The organism is Paenibacillus sp. 19GGS1-52 (genome assembly GCF_022369515.1).
GTDB lineage: Bacteria > Bacillota > Bacilli > Paenibacillales > Paenibacillaceae > Paenibacillus_AQ.
Genome location: NZ_CP059724.1, coordinates 135,877 through 154,848, shown reverse-complemented (window position 1 = coordinate 154,848; position 18,972 = coordinate 135,877). Strand labels below are relative to the sequence as shown.

Annotated in this window: 19 protein-coding genes; 16 read left to right on the top strand and 3 right to left on the bottom strand. The window is 48.0% G+C overall.

All coding sequences use genetic code 11. The annotated features are described in order from the left end of the window. Positions 1-69: 69 nt before the first annotated feature. The 7 genes from H1230_RS00680 (at position 70) to H1230_RS00650 (ending at position 6,997) form a co-directional block, all read left to right on the top strand. A complete protein-coding gene (locus H1230_RS00680; protein ID WP_239713794.1) occupies positions 70-1,164 on the top strand; it encodes a PucR family transcriptional regulator in 1,095 nt (364 codons plus the stop codon). A 110-nt stretch (positions 1,165-1,274) separates the two neighbouring features. Then, positions 1,275-2,396, top strand: coding sequence for an ABC transporter ATP-binding protein (locus H1230_RS00675; protein WP_239713793.1), 1,122 nt, complete (start codon positions 1,275-1,277; stop codon positions 2,394-2,396). A 209-nt stretch (positions 2,397-2,605) separates the two neighbouring features. After that, positions 2,606-3,544: an HPr(Ser) kinase/phosphatase gene (gene hprK, locus H1230_RS00670; protein WP_239713792.1), complete on the top strand. Its 939-nt coding sequence runs from the start codon at positions 2,606-2,608 to the stop codon at positions 3,542-3,544. Between the two features lie 13 nt (positions 3,545-3,557). Beyond that, positions 3,558-4,589: a prolipoprotein diacylglyceryl transferase gene (gene lgt / locus H1230_RS00665; RefSeq protein ID WP_239713791.1), complete on the top strand. Its 1,032-nt coding sequence runs from the start codon at positions 3,558-3,560 to the stop codon at positions 4,587-4,589. Between the two features lie 6 nt (positions 4,590-4,595). Next, the gene (gene ppaX / locus H1230_RS00660; RefSeq protein ID WP_239713790.1) at positions 4,596-5,249 is read left to right on the top strand and encodes a pyrophosphatase PpaX; all 654 of its coding nucleotides are present in this window, start codon (positions 4,596-4,598) and stop codon (positions 5,247-5,249) included. After that, complete coding sequence (locus H1230_RS00655; protein WP_239713789.1) at positions 5,246-5,752, top strand: acyltransferase; 507 nt, start codon at positions 5,246-5,248, stop codon at positions 5,750-5,752. Before ppaX ends, H1230_RS00655 begins: the two co-directional genes overlap by 4 nt. Positions 5,753-5,839: 87 nt before the next feature. Continuing rightward, entirely contained in the window at positions 5,840-6,997 is a 1,158-nt protein-coding gene (locus tag H1230_RS00650) for an acyltransferase (RefSeq protein WP_239713788.1), read from the top strand. Positions 6,998-7,090: 93 nt separating this feature from the next. On the opposite strand, the gene gntK is transcribed toward H1230_RS00650, so the two are convergent. The 3 genes from gntK to gnd form a co-directional block, all read right to left on the bottom strand. Then, positions 7,091-8,635 (bottom strand): gluconokinase, encoded by a 1,545-nt coding sequence (gene gntK, locus H1230_RS00645; RefSeq protein ID WP_239713787.1) that lies wholly within the window; start codon positions 8,633-8,635, stop codon positions 7,091-7,093. A 102-nt stretch (positions 8,636-8,737) separates the two neighbouring features. Next, positions 8,738-9,409 carry a GntR family transcriptional regulator gene (locus tag H1230_RS00640; RefSeq protein ID WP_239716997.1) on the bottom strand — a complete coding sequence of 224 codons (672 nt, stop codon included), beginning with the start codon at positions 9,407-9,409 and terminating at the stop codon, positions 8,738-8,740. 141 nt (positions 9,410-9,550) lie between these two features. Beyond that, positions 9,551-10,450 carry a phosphogluconate dehydrogenase (NAD(+)-dependent, decarboxylating) gene (gene gnd / locus H1230_RS00635; RefSeq protein ID WP_239713786.1) on the bottom strand — a complete coding sequence of 300 codons (900 nt, stop codon included), beginning with the start codon at positions 10,448-10,450 and terminating at the stop codon, positions 9,551-9,553. Positions 10,451-10,789: 339 nt separating this feature from the next. Between gnd and H1230_RS00630 the strand changes: the two genes are divergently transcribed. The 9 genes from H1230_RS00630 (at position 10,790) to hisJ (ending at position 18,966) form a co-directional block, all read left to right on the top strand. Continuing rightward, positions 10,790-12,007, top strand: coding sequence for an ATP phosphoribosyltransferase regulatory subunit (locus H1230_RS00630; RefSeq protein WP_239713785.1), 1,218 nt, complete (start codon positions 10,790-10,792; stop codon positions 12,005-12,007). 63 nt (positions 12,008-12,070) lie between these two features. After that, a complete protein-coding gene (gene hisG / locus H1230_RS00625) occupies positions 12,071-12,727 on the top strand; it encodes an ATP phosphoribosyltransferase (protein WP_239713784.1) in 657 nt (218 codons plus the stop codon). 22 nt (positions 12,728-12,749) lie between these two features. Continuing rightward, positions 12,750-14,060, top strand: coding sequence for a histidinol dehydrogenase (gene hisD / locus H1230_RS00620; RefSeq protein WP_239713783.1), 1,311 nt, complete (start codon positions 12,750-12,752; stop codon positions 14,058-14,060). Further along, positions 14,041-14,655 carry an imidazoleglycerol-phosphate dehydratase HisB gene (gene hisB / locus H1230_RS00615; RefSeq protein ID WP_481857155.1) on the top strand — a complete coding sequence of 205 codons (615 nt, stop codon included), beginning with the start codon at positions 14,041-14,043 and terminating at the stop codon, positions 14,653-14,655. Before hisD ends, hisB begins: the two co-directional genes overlap by 20 nt. A gap of 1 nt (position 14,656) precedes the next feature. Next, on the top strand, positions 14,657-15,292 hold the full coding sequence (hisH, locus tag H1230_RS00610) for an imidazole glycerol phosphate synthase subunit HisH (RefSeq protein WP_239713781.1): 636 nt from the start codon (positions 14,657-14,659) through the stop codon (positions 15,290-15,292). Between the two features lie 30 nt (positions 15,293-15,322). Continuing rightward, complete coding sequence (gene hisA / locus H1230_RS00605; protein ID WP_239713780.1) at positions 15,323-16,060, top strand: 1-(5-phosphoribosyl)-5-[(5-phosphoribosylamino)methylideneamino]imidazole-4-carboxamide isomerase; 738 nt, start codon at positions 15,323-15,325, stop codon at positions 16,058-16,060. A gap of 573 nt (positions 16,061-16,633) precedes the next feature. Beyond that, complete coding sequence (gene hisF, locus H1230_RS00600; protein WP_239713779.1) at positions 16,634-17,392, top strand: imidazole glycerol phosphate synthase subunit HisF; 759 nt, start codon at positions 16,634-16,636, stop codon at positions 17,390-17,392. Next, positions 17,389-18,123 (top strand): bifunctional phosphoribosyl-AMP cyclohydrolase/phosphoribosyl-ATP diphosphatase HisIE, encoded by a 735-nt coding sequence (gene hisIE, locus H1230_RS00595; RefSeq protein ID WP_239713778.1) that lies wholly within the window; start codon positions 17,389-17,391, stop codon positions 18,121-18,123. The genes hisF and hisIE overlap by 4 nt, the downstream gene beginning before the upstream one ends. A 15-nt stretch (positions 18,124-18,138) precedes the next feature. Beyond that, positions 18,139-18,966: a histidinol-phosphatase HisJ gene (hisJ, locus tag H1230_RS00590; RefSeq protein ID WP_239713777.1), complete on the top strand. Its 828-nt coding sequence runs from the start codon at positions 18,139-18,141 to the stop codon at positions 18,964-18,966. Positions 18,967-18,972: the final 6 nt, after the last annotated feature.

The following is an 18,972-nucleotide window of genomic DNA, read 5'->3' as shown; positions in this document are numbered from 1 at the left end:
AAGTCCGCAAAATGTTGGGAAATATGATAAAATAGTCGAAAAGAGCAAAAGTGGTGGAGTAGGGTGACGATGGATAGTGAGACATTGCGTCAAAAATTGGAGCAACTTACCGGAAAAAAAACCGGAATTAAGCAGTTAGGGAGGCAGCAGTCAGCTTCCCTTTTTGGTATAGGATCAGATGGACAGGATCAGCTCATCATTCACGAGGGCTCACTTTGGGTTCCTCTGTATGAGAATGAGGGGCGTGTGACGGCAGTATGGGTGGAGATGGAGGAACTTACACCTCTCGAAGTGCAGCTAGTGAACTATGCAGCTCGAAATTTCTCAGTTGCTCTCAAAGCGACGGGACTCAAGGAAGAAGGAGAAGTGGAGGCTCGGCAGCTCAGTAGCTGGTTGAATTCACAGTTGGAACAGGAGAAGGACGATGCTGAAATTCCTGATGATGTAGCTTTAAAGGGACGGTTGTTTGGGGATATGGTTCCGTTTCTGCTTATTAGTGAGAATTTACATAGCCCCCAGATCACCTACCGGTCGCTGATGAAATTGCTGCGTAGTTATTTTGAGAATGATATTCTGCTGATCCCTCTGCAGGAGAAGGAATGGCTTATTTTGGCCCGTAAGGAACTGCTCACCGATGGTGACGATAAAGAAGATGAGGAAGAGAGCGAAGACGATCTGCTGTCACAGACTTGTATGGGTCTGCATGAGCTGATTGCCAGTGAATGGGTGGGCGTATTTCATTTGGCAGTTGCACCACCAATAGTACCGGTTAAAGGATTGACGGGTTCGGTGGCGCTGCTAAGAGAAACCATAATATTGGGCCGCATTTTCCAAGTCGGTGATTACATTCATTTGCCGTGGGAGCTGCATTTGGAGCGTCTGGTCAACAGTATCCCTGATGCTCGCCGTAAGCAGCTGCTCAGTCAGATTGGAGACTACACCTCTGTGCTTGCGGATAGAGAGATGCTGCTGACCTTGGAGACTTTTTTTCAGATGGACTGCAATGTTAGTGAGACCGCCAAGAAACTGTATATACACCGCAATACGCTGTTGTACCGTCTGGATAAGATAAAGCAGGAAACAGGAGCGGATGTACGTAGCTTTGGAGATGCTGCTATTGTAAAGCTGACCATGCTATTGTATAAAGTGACGAAAAGGAAATAGGTTTTTTGTGAACGTTACAAATAGCCAGCTGGGCACTAGTGGGGTAAGATAAACGTATAAGAAATGAAATGTTTTTAAAAATTAATTAATTGACTCGAGGGGGAAATACAATGGCAGGCGTACGTTTAGAGCATATTTTCAAAAAATACCCGGGTTCTGATAAAGCAACAGTAATCGATATCAATCTTGATATTAAAGATAAGGAATTTCTAGTTTTGGTTGGACCTTCCGGTTGTGGTAAATCCACAACATTGCGTATGATCGCTGGTTTGGAAGAAATTACTGAAGGTAAGATGTACATTGGCGACCGTGTCGTTAATGACGTTGCTCCTAAAGACCGCGATATCGCGATGGTATTCCAATCCTATGCCTTGTACCCACATATGAGCGTGTATCAGAACATGGCCTTCGGTTTGAAATTGCGTAAAGTCAAGAAAGATGAGATCGACAAAAAAGTGCGCGATGCTGCTAAGATTCTTGATATCGAGCATTTGCTTGAACGTAAACCAAAAGCACTTTCTGGTGGTCAACGCCAACGTGTCGCTTTGGGACGTGCAATCGTTCGTGATCCACAAGTCTTCTTGATGGATGAGCCTTTGTCCAACTTGGATGCTAAACTTCGTGGTCAAATGCGTGCCGAAATCACTAAACTGGTTAAGCGCCTTGAAACTACTTGTATCTATGTAACGCATGACCAAACAGAAGCAATGACAATGGGTGATCGCATCGTAGTTATGTATGATGGTATCATTCAACAAGCAGCTTCTCCGGAAGAGCTTTACAACGAACCTACAAATCTGTTTGTGGCCGGATTCATCGGATCCCCGACTATGAACTTTATCAGTGGTACTTTGTCTGAAGTGAGTGGAGCTGTTCGTTTCGTTGCTGATAACCTTGACGTTGAAGTACCAGGCGGCAAAGCTACAATGTTGCGCTCTAAAGGTTATATCGGCAAAGAAGTGATCATGGGCGTTCGTCCTGAAGATATTCATGAAGAACCTGTATTCCTGGAAGCTTCACCGAATACAATCTTCACTTCACTGGTTGATGTTACTGAAAACCTGGGTCATGAAATGCTTCTTTACTTGAGCGGACTTGGTAAAACTACTGTAATTGCTCGTGTAGATGGACGTTCCACTACTCGTGAAGGTAGCAAACCAAAGCTGGCAATTGACATGAACAAAATTCACCTCTTTGATAAAGAGTCCGAACTTAACATTTTGCTGGGATAAGATATACGTGTCTTCTCTCCTTTGAGAAAGCCGCCCGAAAGGGTGGCTTTTTTGTCTATTACGGCTCGAAATGGATGGGTATTAAGATTGCATTCATAAGCGTTATCAATTAAGATAGCAGGAGAATTACCTCCGGCTGGAATGGAAAAGACTGCTAACCGGACGTAGGGAAGCGGCACAAACCGCAGGTGACGAAAGGGCGAATATACATGGCTAAGAAAGTAAAAGTATCAGAATTGGTACAACATTTTCAATTAGAGGTTATCTCCGGACAAGAAGGTCTGAAAAGACCTATTACGGTTGACGACTTGAACCGCCCCGGACTGGAAATGGCCGGGTATTTCGAATATTATCCAGAAGAGCGTGTGCAACTGTTAGGTAAGACAGAGTTAGCGTTCTTCTCAATGCTTCCTGAAGCAGAGCGGAAGAGCCGTATTCTGGGGATCTGTAATGACAATACGCCTTGTATCGTCATTACACGTGGTTTGGAAGTGCCGCAGGAGCTAATAGATATAAGCAATGAAAAAAGCTTGCCTGTGCTGCGCAGCTCGATGGCTACAACTATTTTTTCCAGTAAGTTAACAAGCTTTCTGGAAGGCAAATTGGCCCCCTCAGCAACCATCCATGGAGTATTATGCGATGTGTATGGGGTAGGCATGCTAATTACCGGCAGCAGCGGAATTGGTAAGAGTGAGACAGCATTAGAGCTTGTTAAACGAGGACACCGTTTGATTGCCGATGATGCAGTGGAAATTCGCCAAACATCTGATAGTCAGCTGCATGGTACTGCTCCAGAGCTTATCCGCCATCTCTTGGAAATCCGCGGAGTAGGTATTATTAATGTAATGACGCTCTTTGGTGCGGGAGCAATCCGTAATCATAAGCGTATTACGCTTGTCGTCAGATTGGAAGCCTGGCAGCAGGACAAGCAGTACGACCGTCTCGGGCTGGATGAGGAAACTACCAAGATTATTGATACGGATATCCCACTTGTAACGATTCCGGTTCGTCCAGGACGTAACCTTGCGGTTATTATAGAAGTGGCAGCCATGAATTATCGCTTAAAGCAAATGGGCTTTAATGCAGCTCTGCAATTCACCAATAAACTTACAGCTACCATTTCTGAAGACATGGATGATCTGGATTAGGAGTGTGAGATATATGTTTCCATTAGCAATAGATCCAATTGTATTCTCTATTGGATCACTGCCAGTTCACTGGTATGGCTTGATATTAGGTTTAGGCGCACTGGTGGGTTTATTTCTGGCCATCTATGAAGGCAAACGGTTTGGCATTCCGCAGGAATTTTTCATGGACATGCTGTTGATAGGCGTGCCTTCGTCAATTATAGGCGCACGCATTTATTATGTTGCTTTTTCATGGGATCAATATAAGAATAACTTAATGGATGTCTTTAAGATCTGGAATGGTGGTATTGCCATTTATGGTGCGTTGATTGGGGCCATTATTTGCGCAATTATATATTACCGTTATAAAGGATATCCGTTCTGGCGGATTATTGATATTTGTGCACCCGGACTGTTGGCGGGGCAAATGATTGGACGCTGGGGCAATTTTGTTAACCAGGAAGCATACGGCGGAGTTGTCGAGGAATCTTTCCTGCGCAATAAGCTGCATCTGCCTGACTTTATTGTTAATCAAATGTACATAGGGGATGCCTTTCATCACCCGACTTTCCTGTATGAATCTCTGTGGAGCTTATTGGGTATTGCTCTACTGTTAGTGCTGCGTCGTCAAAAATTTGTGCGTGCCGGCGAAATATTCCTTTCTTATTTCATCTGGTACTCTATCGGACGGTTCTTCATTGAAGCTTTGCGTACGGACAGCTTGGGCTTTAGTGGAAGTAGTGGTCTGGCATCGCTCATAAATAAGTTATGGACGCCTATGACCTGGTTTGGCTTTAAGCAAGGTTATCTGGACCCAGCGTACGGAAATATACGTATTTCACAGCTGCTGGCTTTATTGATTATCATTGCCGCAATTGTATACATCATTATCCGCCGGACGACAGGTCCGACTAAAGCACATTATTCTGATCCTATCGTGTGCAGTAAGCCGATTGCTGCAGATACTGTAGTGCCGGAAAGTGCAGTGAATACGCCGAAAAAGGCAACCCAAGATGTACAACCTGAGCAGGCACAACCTGTGGCTGAGGATAAAAAGGAGCAATAAACCCTGATGATAGAATGCGTTCTTTTTGATCTGGATGGAACGATTGTCGATACGAACGAGCTGATCATCAGTTCATTCATGTATGCCCTGAAGCAGAATGCCCTAACGCCCCTCAGTCGGGAGCAGATGATTCCACATATGGGGACTACGCTTCAGCAGCAGATGAGAGTATTCTCTGGTCTTGAGGATGTAAGCATTCTGGAGAAATCTTACCGTTCTTATAATAATGAGCATCATGATGAGCTAATTCGCTCCTTCCCGCATGTGAATGAGACGTTGGAGGAGCTGTCACGGCGTGGAGTTAAGATGGGTATTGTAACTACCAAAATCCGTCCGACAACCATCAAGGCGCTGGAAATGTTCGATCTGCTTAAATATATGGATACAATTGTGACGGTTACGGATGTTACCGAGCCTAAACCTCATCCAGAGCCTGTACTGACTGCTGTTCACAACCTTGGCGTTGATCCCCGTAAAACACTGATGGTAGGCGATAGTGTAGTGGATATTCAGTCGGCCAAGGCGGCCGGTGTTCACGTGGCGGCGGTTTCGTGGTCGCTCAAAGGGGAAGAGATGCTGCGCAAGTATGAACCGGACTATATCATTCATGATATGAGGGATATATACGGTATCGTAGAGCAAGGGACGAATGAATCGTGAGAAACGTAACCCGCTATCCGGTAGAAGGGCATAACTCGCTGTGGTACATTTATCGTACGGTTAGTCCGTGGAGAGGTATACGCAATTTTATTTTTATCCAGATTGCCCGGTATTGTCCGATCCTAACGCTCAAGAACTGGATTTACCGCCGAATCCTCGGCATGAAGGTCGGAAAGCATACGGCATTTGGGTTAATGGCGATGGTAGATGTTTTTTTTCCAGAGAAGATAACGGTTGGGGAGAACTCGATTATTGGTTATAATACGACGATTCTGGCACATGAGTATCTGATTAAGGAATATCGTCTCGGCGAAGTGATAATCGGGGAAAATGTACTAATCGGTGCTAATACTACCATTCTACCTGGTGTTACTATTGGAGATTGGGCGGTTGTTGCTGCAGGCTCTGTGGTGCATAAGGATGTGGCGGCCGGCTCCTTTGTGGGCGGGAATCCGCTGCGTGTGCTGCGGCCTTCTTCGGCGGAGGGCGGTACGGAAGAATAGTGAATAAAACCTCTGCTCTGCAGTTAAATATTGCGTGCGTTAGCGCAAGCCTCTGCAGGGTTTTTGGCGTTGACAGGAGGAGAAAAGATGGGTCAAAAAGAAAGAATTCCACAGCTAGATATTTATCGGGCTATCGCTATATTTGCAGTGCTGGCTATTCATGCTACCTCTCGTACATTAGCGGAGACGCTGGATACCTCAATGTTTCACCCGTTCTTGTTCATTAATAAGTTCAGCCAGTTTGCAGTACCTTCATTTGTATTCTTAAGCGGGTTCGTCCTGTTCTATAATTACATTGACCGTCCCCTTGGCGGGAAGACACTCGGGAAGTTCTATAGCCGAAGGTTAATTTATATTATTGTGCCTTATGTGATGTTCTCGTTGTTTTATTTCGCACTGAAGATGACGGCAGGTCATACCTGGGGTTTACCTCCAGCAGAGCTTGCTTCCAAGCTTGGCAAGTATCTATGGACGGGGACCGCTTACACGCATCTGTATTATGTCATCATTATCATCCAATTCTATATTCTGTTTCCCTTGATGCTGTGGTGTCTGCAGAAGGTCCGCCGTCTTGCAGCCTGGGCGCCTATAATCGGACTGCTGCTGCAGTGGGGGTTTGTGCTGCTGAATAAATATATGGTCACCCATGACTACTGGCACCTGTCTAAGGGCAGCTTGGCGATTACTTATTTCTCGTATTTTCTGCTTGGAGCGGCGGTTGCTGTGTATTACTCCTCGCTAAAGAAATGGCTTATCCCAACCCGTGAAGGCTGGCGCACCGGTAAAGGTCCTGTATGGATTGTACTGTGGTTGTTGTGGATTGCTGCAGGGGTTATTCATGTGGAGCTGTGGTTTAATAATTATTCAAAGAAGACGGTCATTAATAGTCTTTGGTATGAGGCTTTCTCGAACATTCATGCATTGCTCTCTTGTATCGTACTGATGCAAATATCCTTTTTATTGTATGGTGCAGGCCGCAGTCTATTGACGAGATTATTAGTCTCGGTGGGTGCCTGTTCGTTTGGAATTTATCTGCTTCACCCCGCGCTATTGTATTTCTACAGAAGATTACCCTTACACGGTGGATCTCTTGCTTATACTGCGGGGATTGTTGGTGGCTGGCTGGTAGCACTGTTAGGCTCCTGGCTCGTAGTTTCCATAGCCTTCCGATATGTTAAGCCTGCCTGGATTATCTTCGGCTCTGCACCGCAGAAGCCTAAATCTGAGGCGAAGCATACAGGATAGTAAGTTAAGTTTAGTTGGAAAGTGAATTCAAAAAAAGCCGATTGTCCCCAAGTGGAGGGCTGATCGGCTTCTTTATATTAATCTGAAGTGAATTTATTCTCCGGCTTGCTCCCGCTGAAATTCAGCGATGGCCTGATATTGACTTTCCAGACTACGGTAAACAGAAATGTAGATGGGCAGCAGCTGTTGGTACACGTTGGCATGAGCCTTTATAGGGCGATGTTGATGGGTAGAGCCGATCATATCAAACACGATGTCGAAGGACTCTGTACGGCCTGTAGCGTAAAGTCCGAGTACCACTGCACCGAGGCAGGAGCTTTCGAAGCTCTCCGGGACAACAACCTCCTGATTAAAGATGTCTGCCATCATTTGCCGCCACAGGGAGGAGCGGGCAAAGCCGCCTGTTGCCAGTATTTTGGTTGGACGCCCGATAATTTCTTCCATCGCTAGTAAAACCGTATACATATTGAAAATAACACCCTCCAGTACTGAGCGTATCATATGCTCCTTGCGGTGACTCATCGTGAGTCCGAAGAAGGAGCCCCGCGCGTCAGGGTTCCAGAGTGGCGCACGTTCACCCGTCAGGTAAGGATGGAATAGCAGTCCGTCACTTCCTGGGGATACCTGCTCAGCGATCCGGGTCAGTACATCGTATGGATCAATACCTAGCCGCTTCGCTGTCTCCACCTCAGACGCTGCGAATTCATCGCGTACCCAACGGAACAGCATACCGCCGTTATTGACCGGGCCGCCGATAACCCAATGCTTCTCTGTCAGTGCATAGCAAAAAATACGTCCCTTCGGATCTACCATCGGACGATCTACAACGGTACGTATGGCTCCGCTGGTGCCGATTGTAGCGGCAATAACGCCAGGTTCAATCGCCCCTACCCCGAGGTTGGAGAGTACGCCATCGCTTGCCCCAATTACAAATTGGGTAACCGGAAGGAGCGCAAGCTGTTCTGCCATTCCAGGTAACAAACCCTGCATGATATAAGTGGTCGGAACGAGTCTGGAGAGATGGTCGCTGGTAATACCGGCAATCTCCAAGGCTTCGGGATCCCAATCTAATTTTTCCAGATTCAGCATTCCTGTAGAAGATGCGATAGAGTGGTCCACAACGTATTCGCCAAAGAGCTTGGCAAAAACATATTCTTTTATGGAGATGAATTTAGAGGCTTTATGGAAAACTTCTGGGTGGTCCTGCCGAAGCCACATCAGCTTGGTGATAGGAGACATGGGATGGATCGGTGTTCCGGTACGCATGTAAAGTTCATGTCCGTTTAGCTCGTTCTTCAAGTGCCGCGCACATTCTGCACTACGATTATCTGCCCACGTAATACACTGGGTAAGAGGCTTACCCGTATGATCTATAGCGATAACACTATGCATGGCGGAGCTGAAAGAGACAAACATAATATTCGCTGGCGCAATTCCGCTTTGCTGTACTACTCTTGAGATCGTGCCAATGACCGCATGCAGAATTTGCTCAGGGTCCTGCTCGGCTATAGATGGTGAAGGCTTATGAAGTGGGTAACCCTCATCGGTTTGAGCCACAATGCTTCCATTCTCCTGAAACAGGACTGCCTTTGTACTTGTCGTTCCAATATCAACACCAATCATATAGTGGATACTCATGCCGTCAGCCTTCCTTCGCAATGTAGCGGAAACGGGTCGAACTGATTATTCAGTCTTCCCGTTCCGACATCTAATTTTGATTATAAGCGATCCTCCTGCCCCTTAAGGCAGGCTGCGAATGAGTGTTTCTCCGGAATCAGCGAAATAGTCCTGAACAACCTTGCGGATGGTTTCCACATTCCCAGAATGGAGTCCTTCGATAATTGTTCGATGTTTTTCCGCGACCCAGTTCATTCGTTCCTCGCCACTTTCGAATCCCTTTTCAGTTGTTATTAGAATCACTGTCATCACAATATGCCGAATGCTGTTCCACAAATGTAAGATCCGGGTGTGATTAGATTCGGTGATAATGGCTTCATGAAAAGAAAAATCCTGATAAGCAAAATCAACAAAGTTATTATGCTTAACGGCAAGCTTCATTTTGTCGATACTCTGCTCAAGTTGTGAAATTAGTGATGCATGGTTGCCTTCCACAAGTTTCTGCTGGGCGAAGCTTTCGATAAGATACCGTACGTCATAGAGTTCCTCAACATCCTTCAAGTTCAACCCGATGACAACGGCCCCCATGCGCTCGAGGCGGATCAATCCCTCTATGGATAACGACTTAAGTGCTTCCCGAACAGGGGAGCGGCTAGTACTGAATTCTGCGGCTATACGATTCTCGGAGAGGATCTCTCCGGGTTTAATCTTTTCATTTATAATTTGCAGCCTGAGTTCGCAGGCGATTGACTCCCCAAGAGAGGCTCCTTGCAGCCAGGCGGTAGGGTATTGCATCATAACACGACTCCTCTGAAACGCGATTGATTTGTATCCTATAGATATTGTTCTTCATCGATTTTAGCATACAATGTCTTTACGGTTCCATCGGTATAAAGAGTCTTCACCTGGCTGTAACTGCATCAACCTTGGAGTAGATTAATTCTCTGGTACAGTGGCATGACCGCCAAATTCGTTGCGGAGCGCTGCTACAACTTTTCCATGAAAAGTATTTTCCTCCATTGAACGATACCGCATCAGCAGAGAGAGGGCGATAATCGGTGTGCTGGCTTCTAACTCCAGGGCCGTCTCTACGGTCCATTTGCCTTCGCCGGAGCTCTGCATTACACCCTTTATACCGGATAGCTTCGGATCTTTGGAAAAAGCATTTTGTGTGAGTTCCATTAGCCATCCGCGGATCACAGAGCCGCTCGACCATACACGGGCTACGTCCTCGTAATTGAAATCAAAGCTGCTCTTCTCTAGGAGCTCAAAGCCCTCAGCTATCGATTGCATCATTCCGTATTCAATACCATTATGAATCATCTTCAGAAAATGGCCACTGCCGTTGTTTCCAGCGTACAGATAACCCTGATCCACGGCCAGATCGCGAAAAAGGGGCTCAATCTCCGTAAAAATCTCGCGATTCCCGCCGATCATGAAGCAGGCACCATGTTCTGCTCCTTCGGTTCCACCGGACGTACCCGCATCAAAGAAGTGTATCCCCAGTGTGCCAAGCCTTTCTCCACGGGCAATGGACTCTTTATAATGTGAATTTCCGCCTTCAATAATAATGTCGCCTTCATCCAGCAGACTGGCAAGAGTATTGATGACCCCTTCTACTACAGGTCCGGCTGGAACCATGATCCATACGATTCTAGGGCGCTGTAGCCCAGCAACCAACTCTTCTATAGTAGCGGCTGAAGTTGCTCCATGCTTAGCAAGCTCCGCGCCTCTTTCTGGATTAATATCGCTCACCATAATTTCATGCCCGTGCCCCAGCAAGTTCAATACCAGATTGTAGCCCATTTTCCCAAGACCAATCATACCCAGTTTCATTTCGCTTCTCACTCCTCAAATAATCTCGTATTCCGTTGTTGTATACTTGTATACAACCTTATATTTATAATACTCCTGACCCTTTAATTTTGCAAAGACTAATTGGGAAAATGGTACACAAATCACCTGAACGGACTGCACGTTCGTTAAGAAGATCAGATATATTTAATAAATGTGGGAATCAATGATATTCTGATATAGTGAGATCAATTGACGAAAAAGAACGGTCCATGGTACGATGTTTCAAACGCTTTAATTTGCTACCACTTTACCATGGTAAAGTAAAATGATAGTATGAATATATAATTCTGATATTATTCGATGAGGTGACTAGAAAAGATGTCCAAACCGAAGGGATTCGAGAAGCCGACTGGCGTGCGTGACTATCTGCCGCATGCGGTAGCGAAGTTGCGCAAGATTGAGAACGATGTTCTTCACTGTATGAGCCGCTGGGGCTACCGGCAAATCATGACACCTACACTGGAATACTACGATACGGTCGGTGTGGCTAGTTCTACATCAGATCAGAAGCTGTATAAATTACTCAACAATCGGGGGCAGGCGTTGGTGCTTCGCTCAGAAATGACTGCACCGGTTGCACGGGTCGTCTCTTCATTATTGAAGGATGAGCCGCTTCCACTTCGGTTGTCCTACCATGCTAACGTCTTCCGTGCCATTGAGGCAGAAGCGGGTCGGGAGGCGGAGTTCTTTCAGACCGGTGTAGAGCTGGTAGGTGATGACTCGCCTGAGGCGGATGCTGAAGTTGTTGCGCTGGCTATTTCTTCGCTGCAGGCAGCGGGTGTAGAATCTTTTAAAATTGCGATGGGGCATGTGGGCTTCCTAAATGGATTATTCCAAGAAGCACTTCCCGGCTTGCCGGAGGCGCAAGAGGATCTAAAGAGCCATCTCTTGAGTCGTGACTATGTCTCCTTCCGGGAGAGCATCCGCCGGTTGGACCTATCGGCTGCCCAGAAGAATGAACTGAATGGCTTACTGCGGTTGCGGGGTGGGAAAGAAATTTGTGGACAGGCGCTGGAGCTAAGCAATCATCCATTAGCCCGTACCTCTATCGAGCATTTATGCAAGGTATGGGAAGTATTGGTGTCCTACGGGGTGTCTCAGCATGTCCTGATCGATCTGACGATGATTGGGGACTTTTCGTATTATACAGGTATGACCTTTGAGGGGTATGCCTCAGAACTTGGTTTTCCGGTATGTAGTGGCGGACGATACGATAATCTTCTGCAGCAGTTCGGGCGACCAATTCCTTCTACCGGGTTCTCTCTGAAGACGAACCGTATTCTTGACGGAGTGACTGGAGCGATCGAAGCGGAAGATCTTCCTATACTGATCCAATATGATATTCCCCGGCGCAAAGAAGGGCTGCAGGAAGCCATGCGCTTGCGGCTGGAAGGGCATTCGGTCATTACCAGACTGGCAACAGGACCAGAAGATCTTAAGATGGTGAAGCGTCTTACTACGGATACGATTGAAGCAGAGGGTGAGCGTTATGGAGAAATTTACACGTTCGTGTCTTTTGTAAGTGAGCACGGCTGATAACCATAGAAGAATAATAGAGGTAAAAGTGAAATTTCGCACCGAAAATGGAGGGTACTTAAAATGGCACAGATATTGAAGGTGGCCATGCCTAAAGGCCGGATTTACAATAAAGCTGCCGAGCTGTTTCGGCTGGCAGGTCTTCCGATTCCCCCAGATGGTGAAGCCTCACGCAAGCTGGTGATTTCACTGCCTGAGGCGGGAATGGAGTTCATACTGGCGAAGCCGGTGGATGTCCCTACATATGTAGAGTATGGTGTGGCCGATATCGGGATTGTTGGTAAGGATGTATTGCTGGAAGAGGATCGTGACGTGTATGAGCTGCTCGACCTTGGCATTGCGCGTTGCCGAATGTCCATTATTGGTCTGCCCAATTGGCAGCCAGGCATCCAACAGCGCGTAGCGACAAAATATCCGAACGTGGCCTCCCGGTACTTTCGGGAGCAGGGGCAGCAGGTTGAGGTTATTAAATTGAATGGCTCGATTGAGCTTGCTCCGCTTATTGGTCTGGCTGATCGTATCGTGGATATGGTCGAAACGGGACAAACGCTACGGGATAACGGATTGGTGGAAATGAAGAGTATATTCGAGATTACGAGCCGGCTTGTGGCGAATCGTGTGAGCTACCGGATGAAGAACAAAGAAATACAATTGCTATGTGACCGCCTGCAAGCCGTTATCGTAGAACCGGATTTGTTGATAGGTGGAAGTAATCGTTAAGCATGTTAAGGAGGAACCAGCGGTGAAGGTCCAATCAAGCAAGGAATTTAAGCTGCAGCGGGAAGTGGAGTACGGAACGCCGGAGCAGAACAAGGCCGTGAAGGAAATAGTGGCCGCTATCAAAAAAGAAGGAGACACGGCGCTTCTCCGCTATACAGAGCGTTTCGATGGTGCTCTGCTGGAGCCGGGACAGCTGAGGGTGACTCCGGAAGAACTTCAGGCCGCATATAGCCGCGTAGAGGAATCTTTCGTATTGGCTATCCGTGCGGCGGCAGCCAACATCCGTGCCTTCCATGCCAGACAGAAACGTAATTCCTGGATGGATATGCAGCCGGATGGTACAATTCTGGGACAGATTATTCGACCATTGAAGCGGGTGGGCGTATACGTTCCCGGTGGTAAGGCAGCGTATCCCTCCTCAGTGTTAATGAATGTGATTCCGGCCCAGATCGCCGGCGTGCCGGAGATTGTTATGGTGACACCGCCGTCAACTGGCGGGACAGAAGGGATCGACCCTTACATTCTCGTTGCTGCAGCGGAAGCAGGCGTAAACGAAATGTACCGCGTGGGCGGAGCGCAGGCGATCGCGGCTTTGGCTTTTGGCACGGAAAGCATAGCACCTGTTGATAAAATATGCGGACCCGGCAACATATACGTCGCGCTAGCCAAACGCGAGGTCTATGGCGTCGTCGATATCGACAGTATTGCTGGACCCAGCGAGATTGTCGTGCTGGCCGATGACACGGCAGAGCCGTCCTATGTAGCGGCTGATCTGCTCTCCCAGGCCGAGCATGACGAGATGGCCTCTGCTATTCTTGTTACACCTTCGCAGAGTCTGGCGGACGCTGTAGCGGCTGAGGTAGAGCGGCAGCTTCAGCTATTGCCGCGGCAGGCTATTGCCCGCGCTTCCGTAGAGAATTACGGCGCAATTATCGTCGTGGAATCTATGGAGGAAGGCATCGGCGTAGTAAACAGGTTGGCGCCAGAGCATCTGGAGATTGTTACCCTGGACCCGATGAGCCTTGTAGGCAGCATTGAGAATGCCGGAGCCATATTCCTTGGAGCCTACAGCTCAGAGCCGGTTGGCGATTATTTTGCCGGACCGAATCACATCATACCGACTAATGGCACAGCGCGCTTCTCCTCACCGGTGGACGTGGATGATTTTATTAAGAAATCAAGTCTGATCTATTACAGCAAGGAAGCACTTCTGCGTGATGGGAAGACCATTATTGAGCTGGCACGCCGTGAAGGTCTGGAAGGCCACGCACGGGCCATAGAGATTAGGCTGGAGAACGAAGAGAAAGGTGGAGATGGTAATGGAGAACAATAATGAAGAAATTATACGTCAGGCCAGAGTTAACCGCAAAACAAATGAGACTGATATCAAGCTTACTCTCTCTGTAGATGGAACTGGAGTTTCAGAGTTGGAGACGGATGTTCCTTTTCTAAATCATATGCTGGACCTGTTCACGAAGCACGGCCAGTTTGACTTGAACCTACAGGCACGTGGAGACATCGAGATTGATGATCATCACACCGTCGAGGATATCGGAATTTGTCTGGGGCATGCGCTGCGTGAATCACTGGGTGATAAAAAAGGCATTAAGCGCTATGCAAGTGTTTTTGTTCCCATGGACGAAGCGTTGGCACAGGTGATCATTGATATTAGCAACCGACCTCATTTTGAATATCGGGCAACGTATCCATCACAGCAGGTGGGCAGTTTCTCTACTGAGCTTGTGCAGGAATTTCTATGGAAATTCGCGCTGGAAGCACGGATTACACTGCATGTTATCGTACATTACGGCTCCAACACACATCATATGATCGAAGCGATATTTAAGGCACTTGGACGTGCGCTAGACGAAGCGACGATGATTGATCCTCGGGTAAAGGGTGTGCCTTCTACGAAGGGAGTGCTGTAGCATGAGTGTTGCAATCGTCGATTATGGCATGGGCAATCTGCATAGTGTCAGCAAAGCGGTGGAGCGCCTCGGCTATGAAAGTCTGGTGACGGGTGATGCTGAGCATATTCTCGCTGCTGACAGCGTCATTCTGCCGGGTGTGGGTGCATTCGGCGATGCGATGGAGCAGCTGCGGGCGAGCGGATTGGACATAGTGGTTCAACAAGCCGCTGCTGCTGGACAGCCGGTGCTCGGCATTTGCTTAGGGATGCAGCTGCTGTTCAGCAGTGGTGAAGAGTATGGTACACATACAGGGCTGGATATGTTGCCAGGTTCGGCGGTACGATTTGCACCTAGGGACGGTTATAAGGTGCCGCATATGGGCTGGAACAAGCTGATCTTTCAGCAGCCGGACAGTCCTCTGCTGAAAGGGCTTGTAGAGGGTCATGTATATTTTGTTCACTCCTATCACGTGCTCGTAGAGCGGGAGAGCAATCTGTTAGCTGTCACAGAATATGGGCACCCGGTAACGGCTATTGTCGGACAAGACAACGTATTCGGTATGCAGTTCCATCCGGAGAAAAGTGGGGAGCTGGGTATGCAGCTGCTAAGTAATTTTTTGAAGCTTAAGAGAGAATCGGCGAAAGCCGCGTTATAAATATGTAGTAACGAAAGCGGGGAGCGCTAAATGTCATCTTTTATTGTATATCCGGCGATTGATATCCGGGATGGAAAATGCGTCAGATTAATGCAGGGGGATTATGATCAGGAAACCATTTACAACGACAGTCCGCTGATGGTGGCACGTTCATGGGAAGAGCAGGGTGGAGCTTTCATTCATCTGGTTGACCTGGACGGTGCCAAGGCTGGTTATCCCGTCAATGACGCAATTATCGGCGCTATCGCTGCGAACGCGAATGTGCCAGTTCAGGTGGGCGGCGGCCTCCGCACGCTTGCGGATGTAGAGAAGTTGCTGGGACTGGGAGTAAGCCGGGTTATTATTGGGACTGCAGCGATCAATGATCATGTCTTCACGGAAGCTGTGCTGGCCAAATACGGCGACAAAGTAGCCATCGGCATTGATGCGCGGAACGGTTACGTAGCTACCCATGGCTGGTTGAACACCTCTGAGATCCGGGCAGAAGACCTTGCGAAGGAGCTGGCGGCAAAAGGTGCGGAAACGTTCATCTACACCGACATTTCCCGCGATGGTATGATGCAAGGGCCAAACGTAGAAGGCATCCTCTCCATGGCCAAAACCAGCGGCAAAACCGTAATCGCCTCCGGCGGCGTTACGAGTCTGGACGACCTGCTGCGCCTGAACATACATGGCGGCAGTGGTATTGGTGGTGCTATTGTCGGCAAAGCCTTATATACCGGCAATATTAAACTAGGCGAGGCGCTGCAGGCGCTGGGCCAGAGATAGAAACGAGATTTTCTAAATATCTATAAGATCTGTTAGGAAGCCAGCGTCAGGAGTATCAATATGGCGCACAAGGTTGCTCACAAGACCTCTATATATGATTTGATTGCACTTTGTACAATTAAATGCTAGATAAATGCCCCTAATCAGTAATTCAGCGGAAATCTACTGCACGAAATACATTAGAATGCTAAATAAAGCTCGAAAACGGAAATTCTAATGCACTTTATGCAATAGAATGTATTGTAGAATTAGCACATGGCAGTTGAGTCTTCATTCTTATCACAGGCGGTGTAATGCCGCCGTCCCACCAGGGTCAGAACCGTGGAACACGACTGTTTTGATTTTGTGTTTAGGTCTTATGTTTAGCTTTTAGATGTTGCCCTTGCAGGAGCACAACCGTTGAAGCGCCCCGCAGGGGTTAGCGATCATTAGCACATAGTTACCCAGGAGCGCCTAAGTTCCACCTAAGACAAGTATCCGGGTGTCCAGAGGGCCGGGGCACTTGGGGTCCCCCTTGGCTAAGGGGGATTTAGGGGGATCGAACAAGCCTTTGCAATAAAGGAGGGATTTTTAATGCTAGCAAAACGTATCATACCCTGTCTGGACGTTAAGGACGGACGGGTCGTCAAGGGTGTTAATTTTGTGAATTTACGCGATGCCGGAGACCCTGTGGAACTGGCGGCGCTGTATGACCGCGAAGGAGCAGACGAGCTTGTATTCCTGGATATCTCCGCTTCGGTAGAAGGCCGCGCTACAATGGTTGAAGTGGTACGGCAGACAGCGGGTGAAATTGCGATTCCCTTCACGGTTGGCGGAGGAATATCGACGCCTGAGGATATGAAGCGGATTTTACGTGCGGGAGCAGATAAAATAGGAATTAATACGGCAGCGATCAATAATCCGCAGCTAATTCTTGAGGGGGCCCGCCGTTTCGGCGCCCAGTGTATTGTGGTGGCGATCGATGCTAAATATAATGAAGCATTCGGAGAATGGGAAGTGTATACGCATGGCGGTCGGAAGCCGACTGGTATCCGAGCACTGACTTGGGCCAAAGAAGCTGAAAGGCTGGGTGCAGGCGAGATTCTGCTCACCAGCATGGATGCCGATGGGACGAAGGACGGCTTTGATCTGGCACTGACATCGGCAGTCTGCGACTTGCTTAGCATTCCCGTTATTGCCTCCGGTGGGGCGGGCCAGAAAGAGCATTTTTATGATGTATTTACGAAAGGTAAGGCGGATGCTGGATTAGCGGCGACTATTTTTCATTATAAAGAGATAGCTATTAACGATCTGAAAGCAGATCTGAAGCAAAAAGGGGTGGAGATCCGATGAGTCAAGAGCAAGAGAATAGAGCCCTGAGTCAACAAGAGATCGTCAAGGGCATACGGTGGAATGAAGCGGGACTGCTGCCTGCTATTGTACAGGATGAGAACAGTCTGGAAGTATTAATGTTCGCTTATATGAACGAAGAATCGTTACGGCTTTCGCTGGAAAGCGGACAGACCTGGTTCTGGAGCCGTTCGCGAAGTGAATTATGGCATAAAGGCGGTACCTCAGGCAACACGCAAGCCATTACTTCCATACATTATGATTGTGACACGGATACGCTGCTCGTGAAGGTTATACCTGAAGGGCCAGCTTGCCATACTGGTGCTACGTCATGTTTTTTCCGTGAGATTCCCTTACTGAATACCGTAGCGGCAGCTTCTAAATCTGCAAATAAAGCTGAAGTTGACCGTGTTGCTGCCGGACTTACAGATAGCGATCGTTTCGCTGTATTAGGTGAGTTGGAACGAGTCATTGCTGAGCGCGAGGCCGACCGTCCGGAAGGCGCTTATACCACCTATCTTTTTGATAAAGGCGTGGATAAGATCCTGAAGAAGGTGGGCGAAGAAGCCTCCGAAACGATCATAGCCGCCAAAAATAAAGACAATGCCGAGCTGCGTCTGGAAGTCAGCGATCTGATTTATCATTTGCTGGTATTGCTGCAGGAGCGTAAGCTTCCGCTGGACGAGATTATGCAGGAGCTGAGTGCCCGCCACGAACGGCCACGCCGCGACTAGGGAGGAGGACCTCGCATGCATATCGATTACCATACTCACCATGAGCGTTGTGGACATGCCGTAGGAAAGCTAGAGGAGTATGTGCAGCGCGGAGTAGAACTTGGACTTCAGCAGTTAGGGTTGTCCGATCATTTGCCGCTCATTCATGTAGATCCTGCTACGTATTACCCTGAGATGGCCATGCCGCTCTATGAACTGCCCCGTTATGTAGAAGAATGTCTGACGCTTAAGGAACGCTATCGCGGTATCATAGAGCTGCGGGTAGGTCTGGAAGCTGATTATATTGAAGGCTATGAGGAGCAGATTCGTGAGCTGTTGTCGCCCTATCCATGGGATTATCTGATTGGCTCCGTTCACTTTCTTGGGGAGTGGGATATTACGGATTACCGGCAGGTTCATGGTTGGGAAGGCAAAGATGTCGTGGAAGTCTATCGGCGTTACTACGATGCCGTTCAGAAGTCGGCGTTATCCGGATTATATGATATTATAGGACATATGGATGTTATCAAACGTTTTGGCTATGGTCCGCAGACACCTGAGGATAAGGCTGAGGTCAACAAGTTGGAGCTTGAAACTCTGAAAGCTATAGCTGAGAGCGGCATCGCCATGGAGTTAAATGCTTCAGGACTGACCAAGCCATGTGCAGAGATGTTCCCGGCGGAACATGTATTACAAGGTGCGCTAACGCTTGGAATCCCACTCACATTGGGTTCAGATGCCCATGACCCGTTAAAGCTGGGTGATGGTCTGCAGGAGGCACGCAGTATGCTCTGGCATACAGGCTTTCGTGGATTGGCGATATTTGAAGGCCGTCGCCGGTCATCCGTTTCATTTGAACTATAAATTATA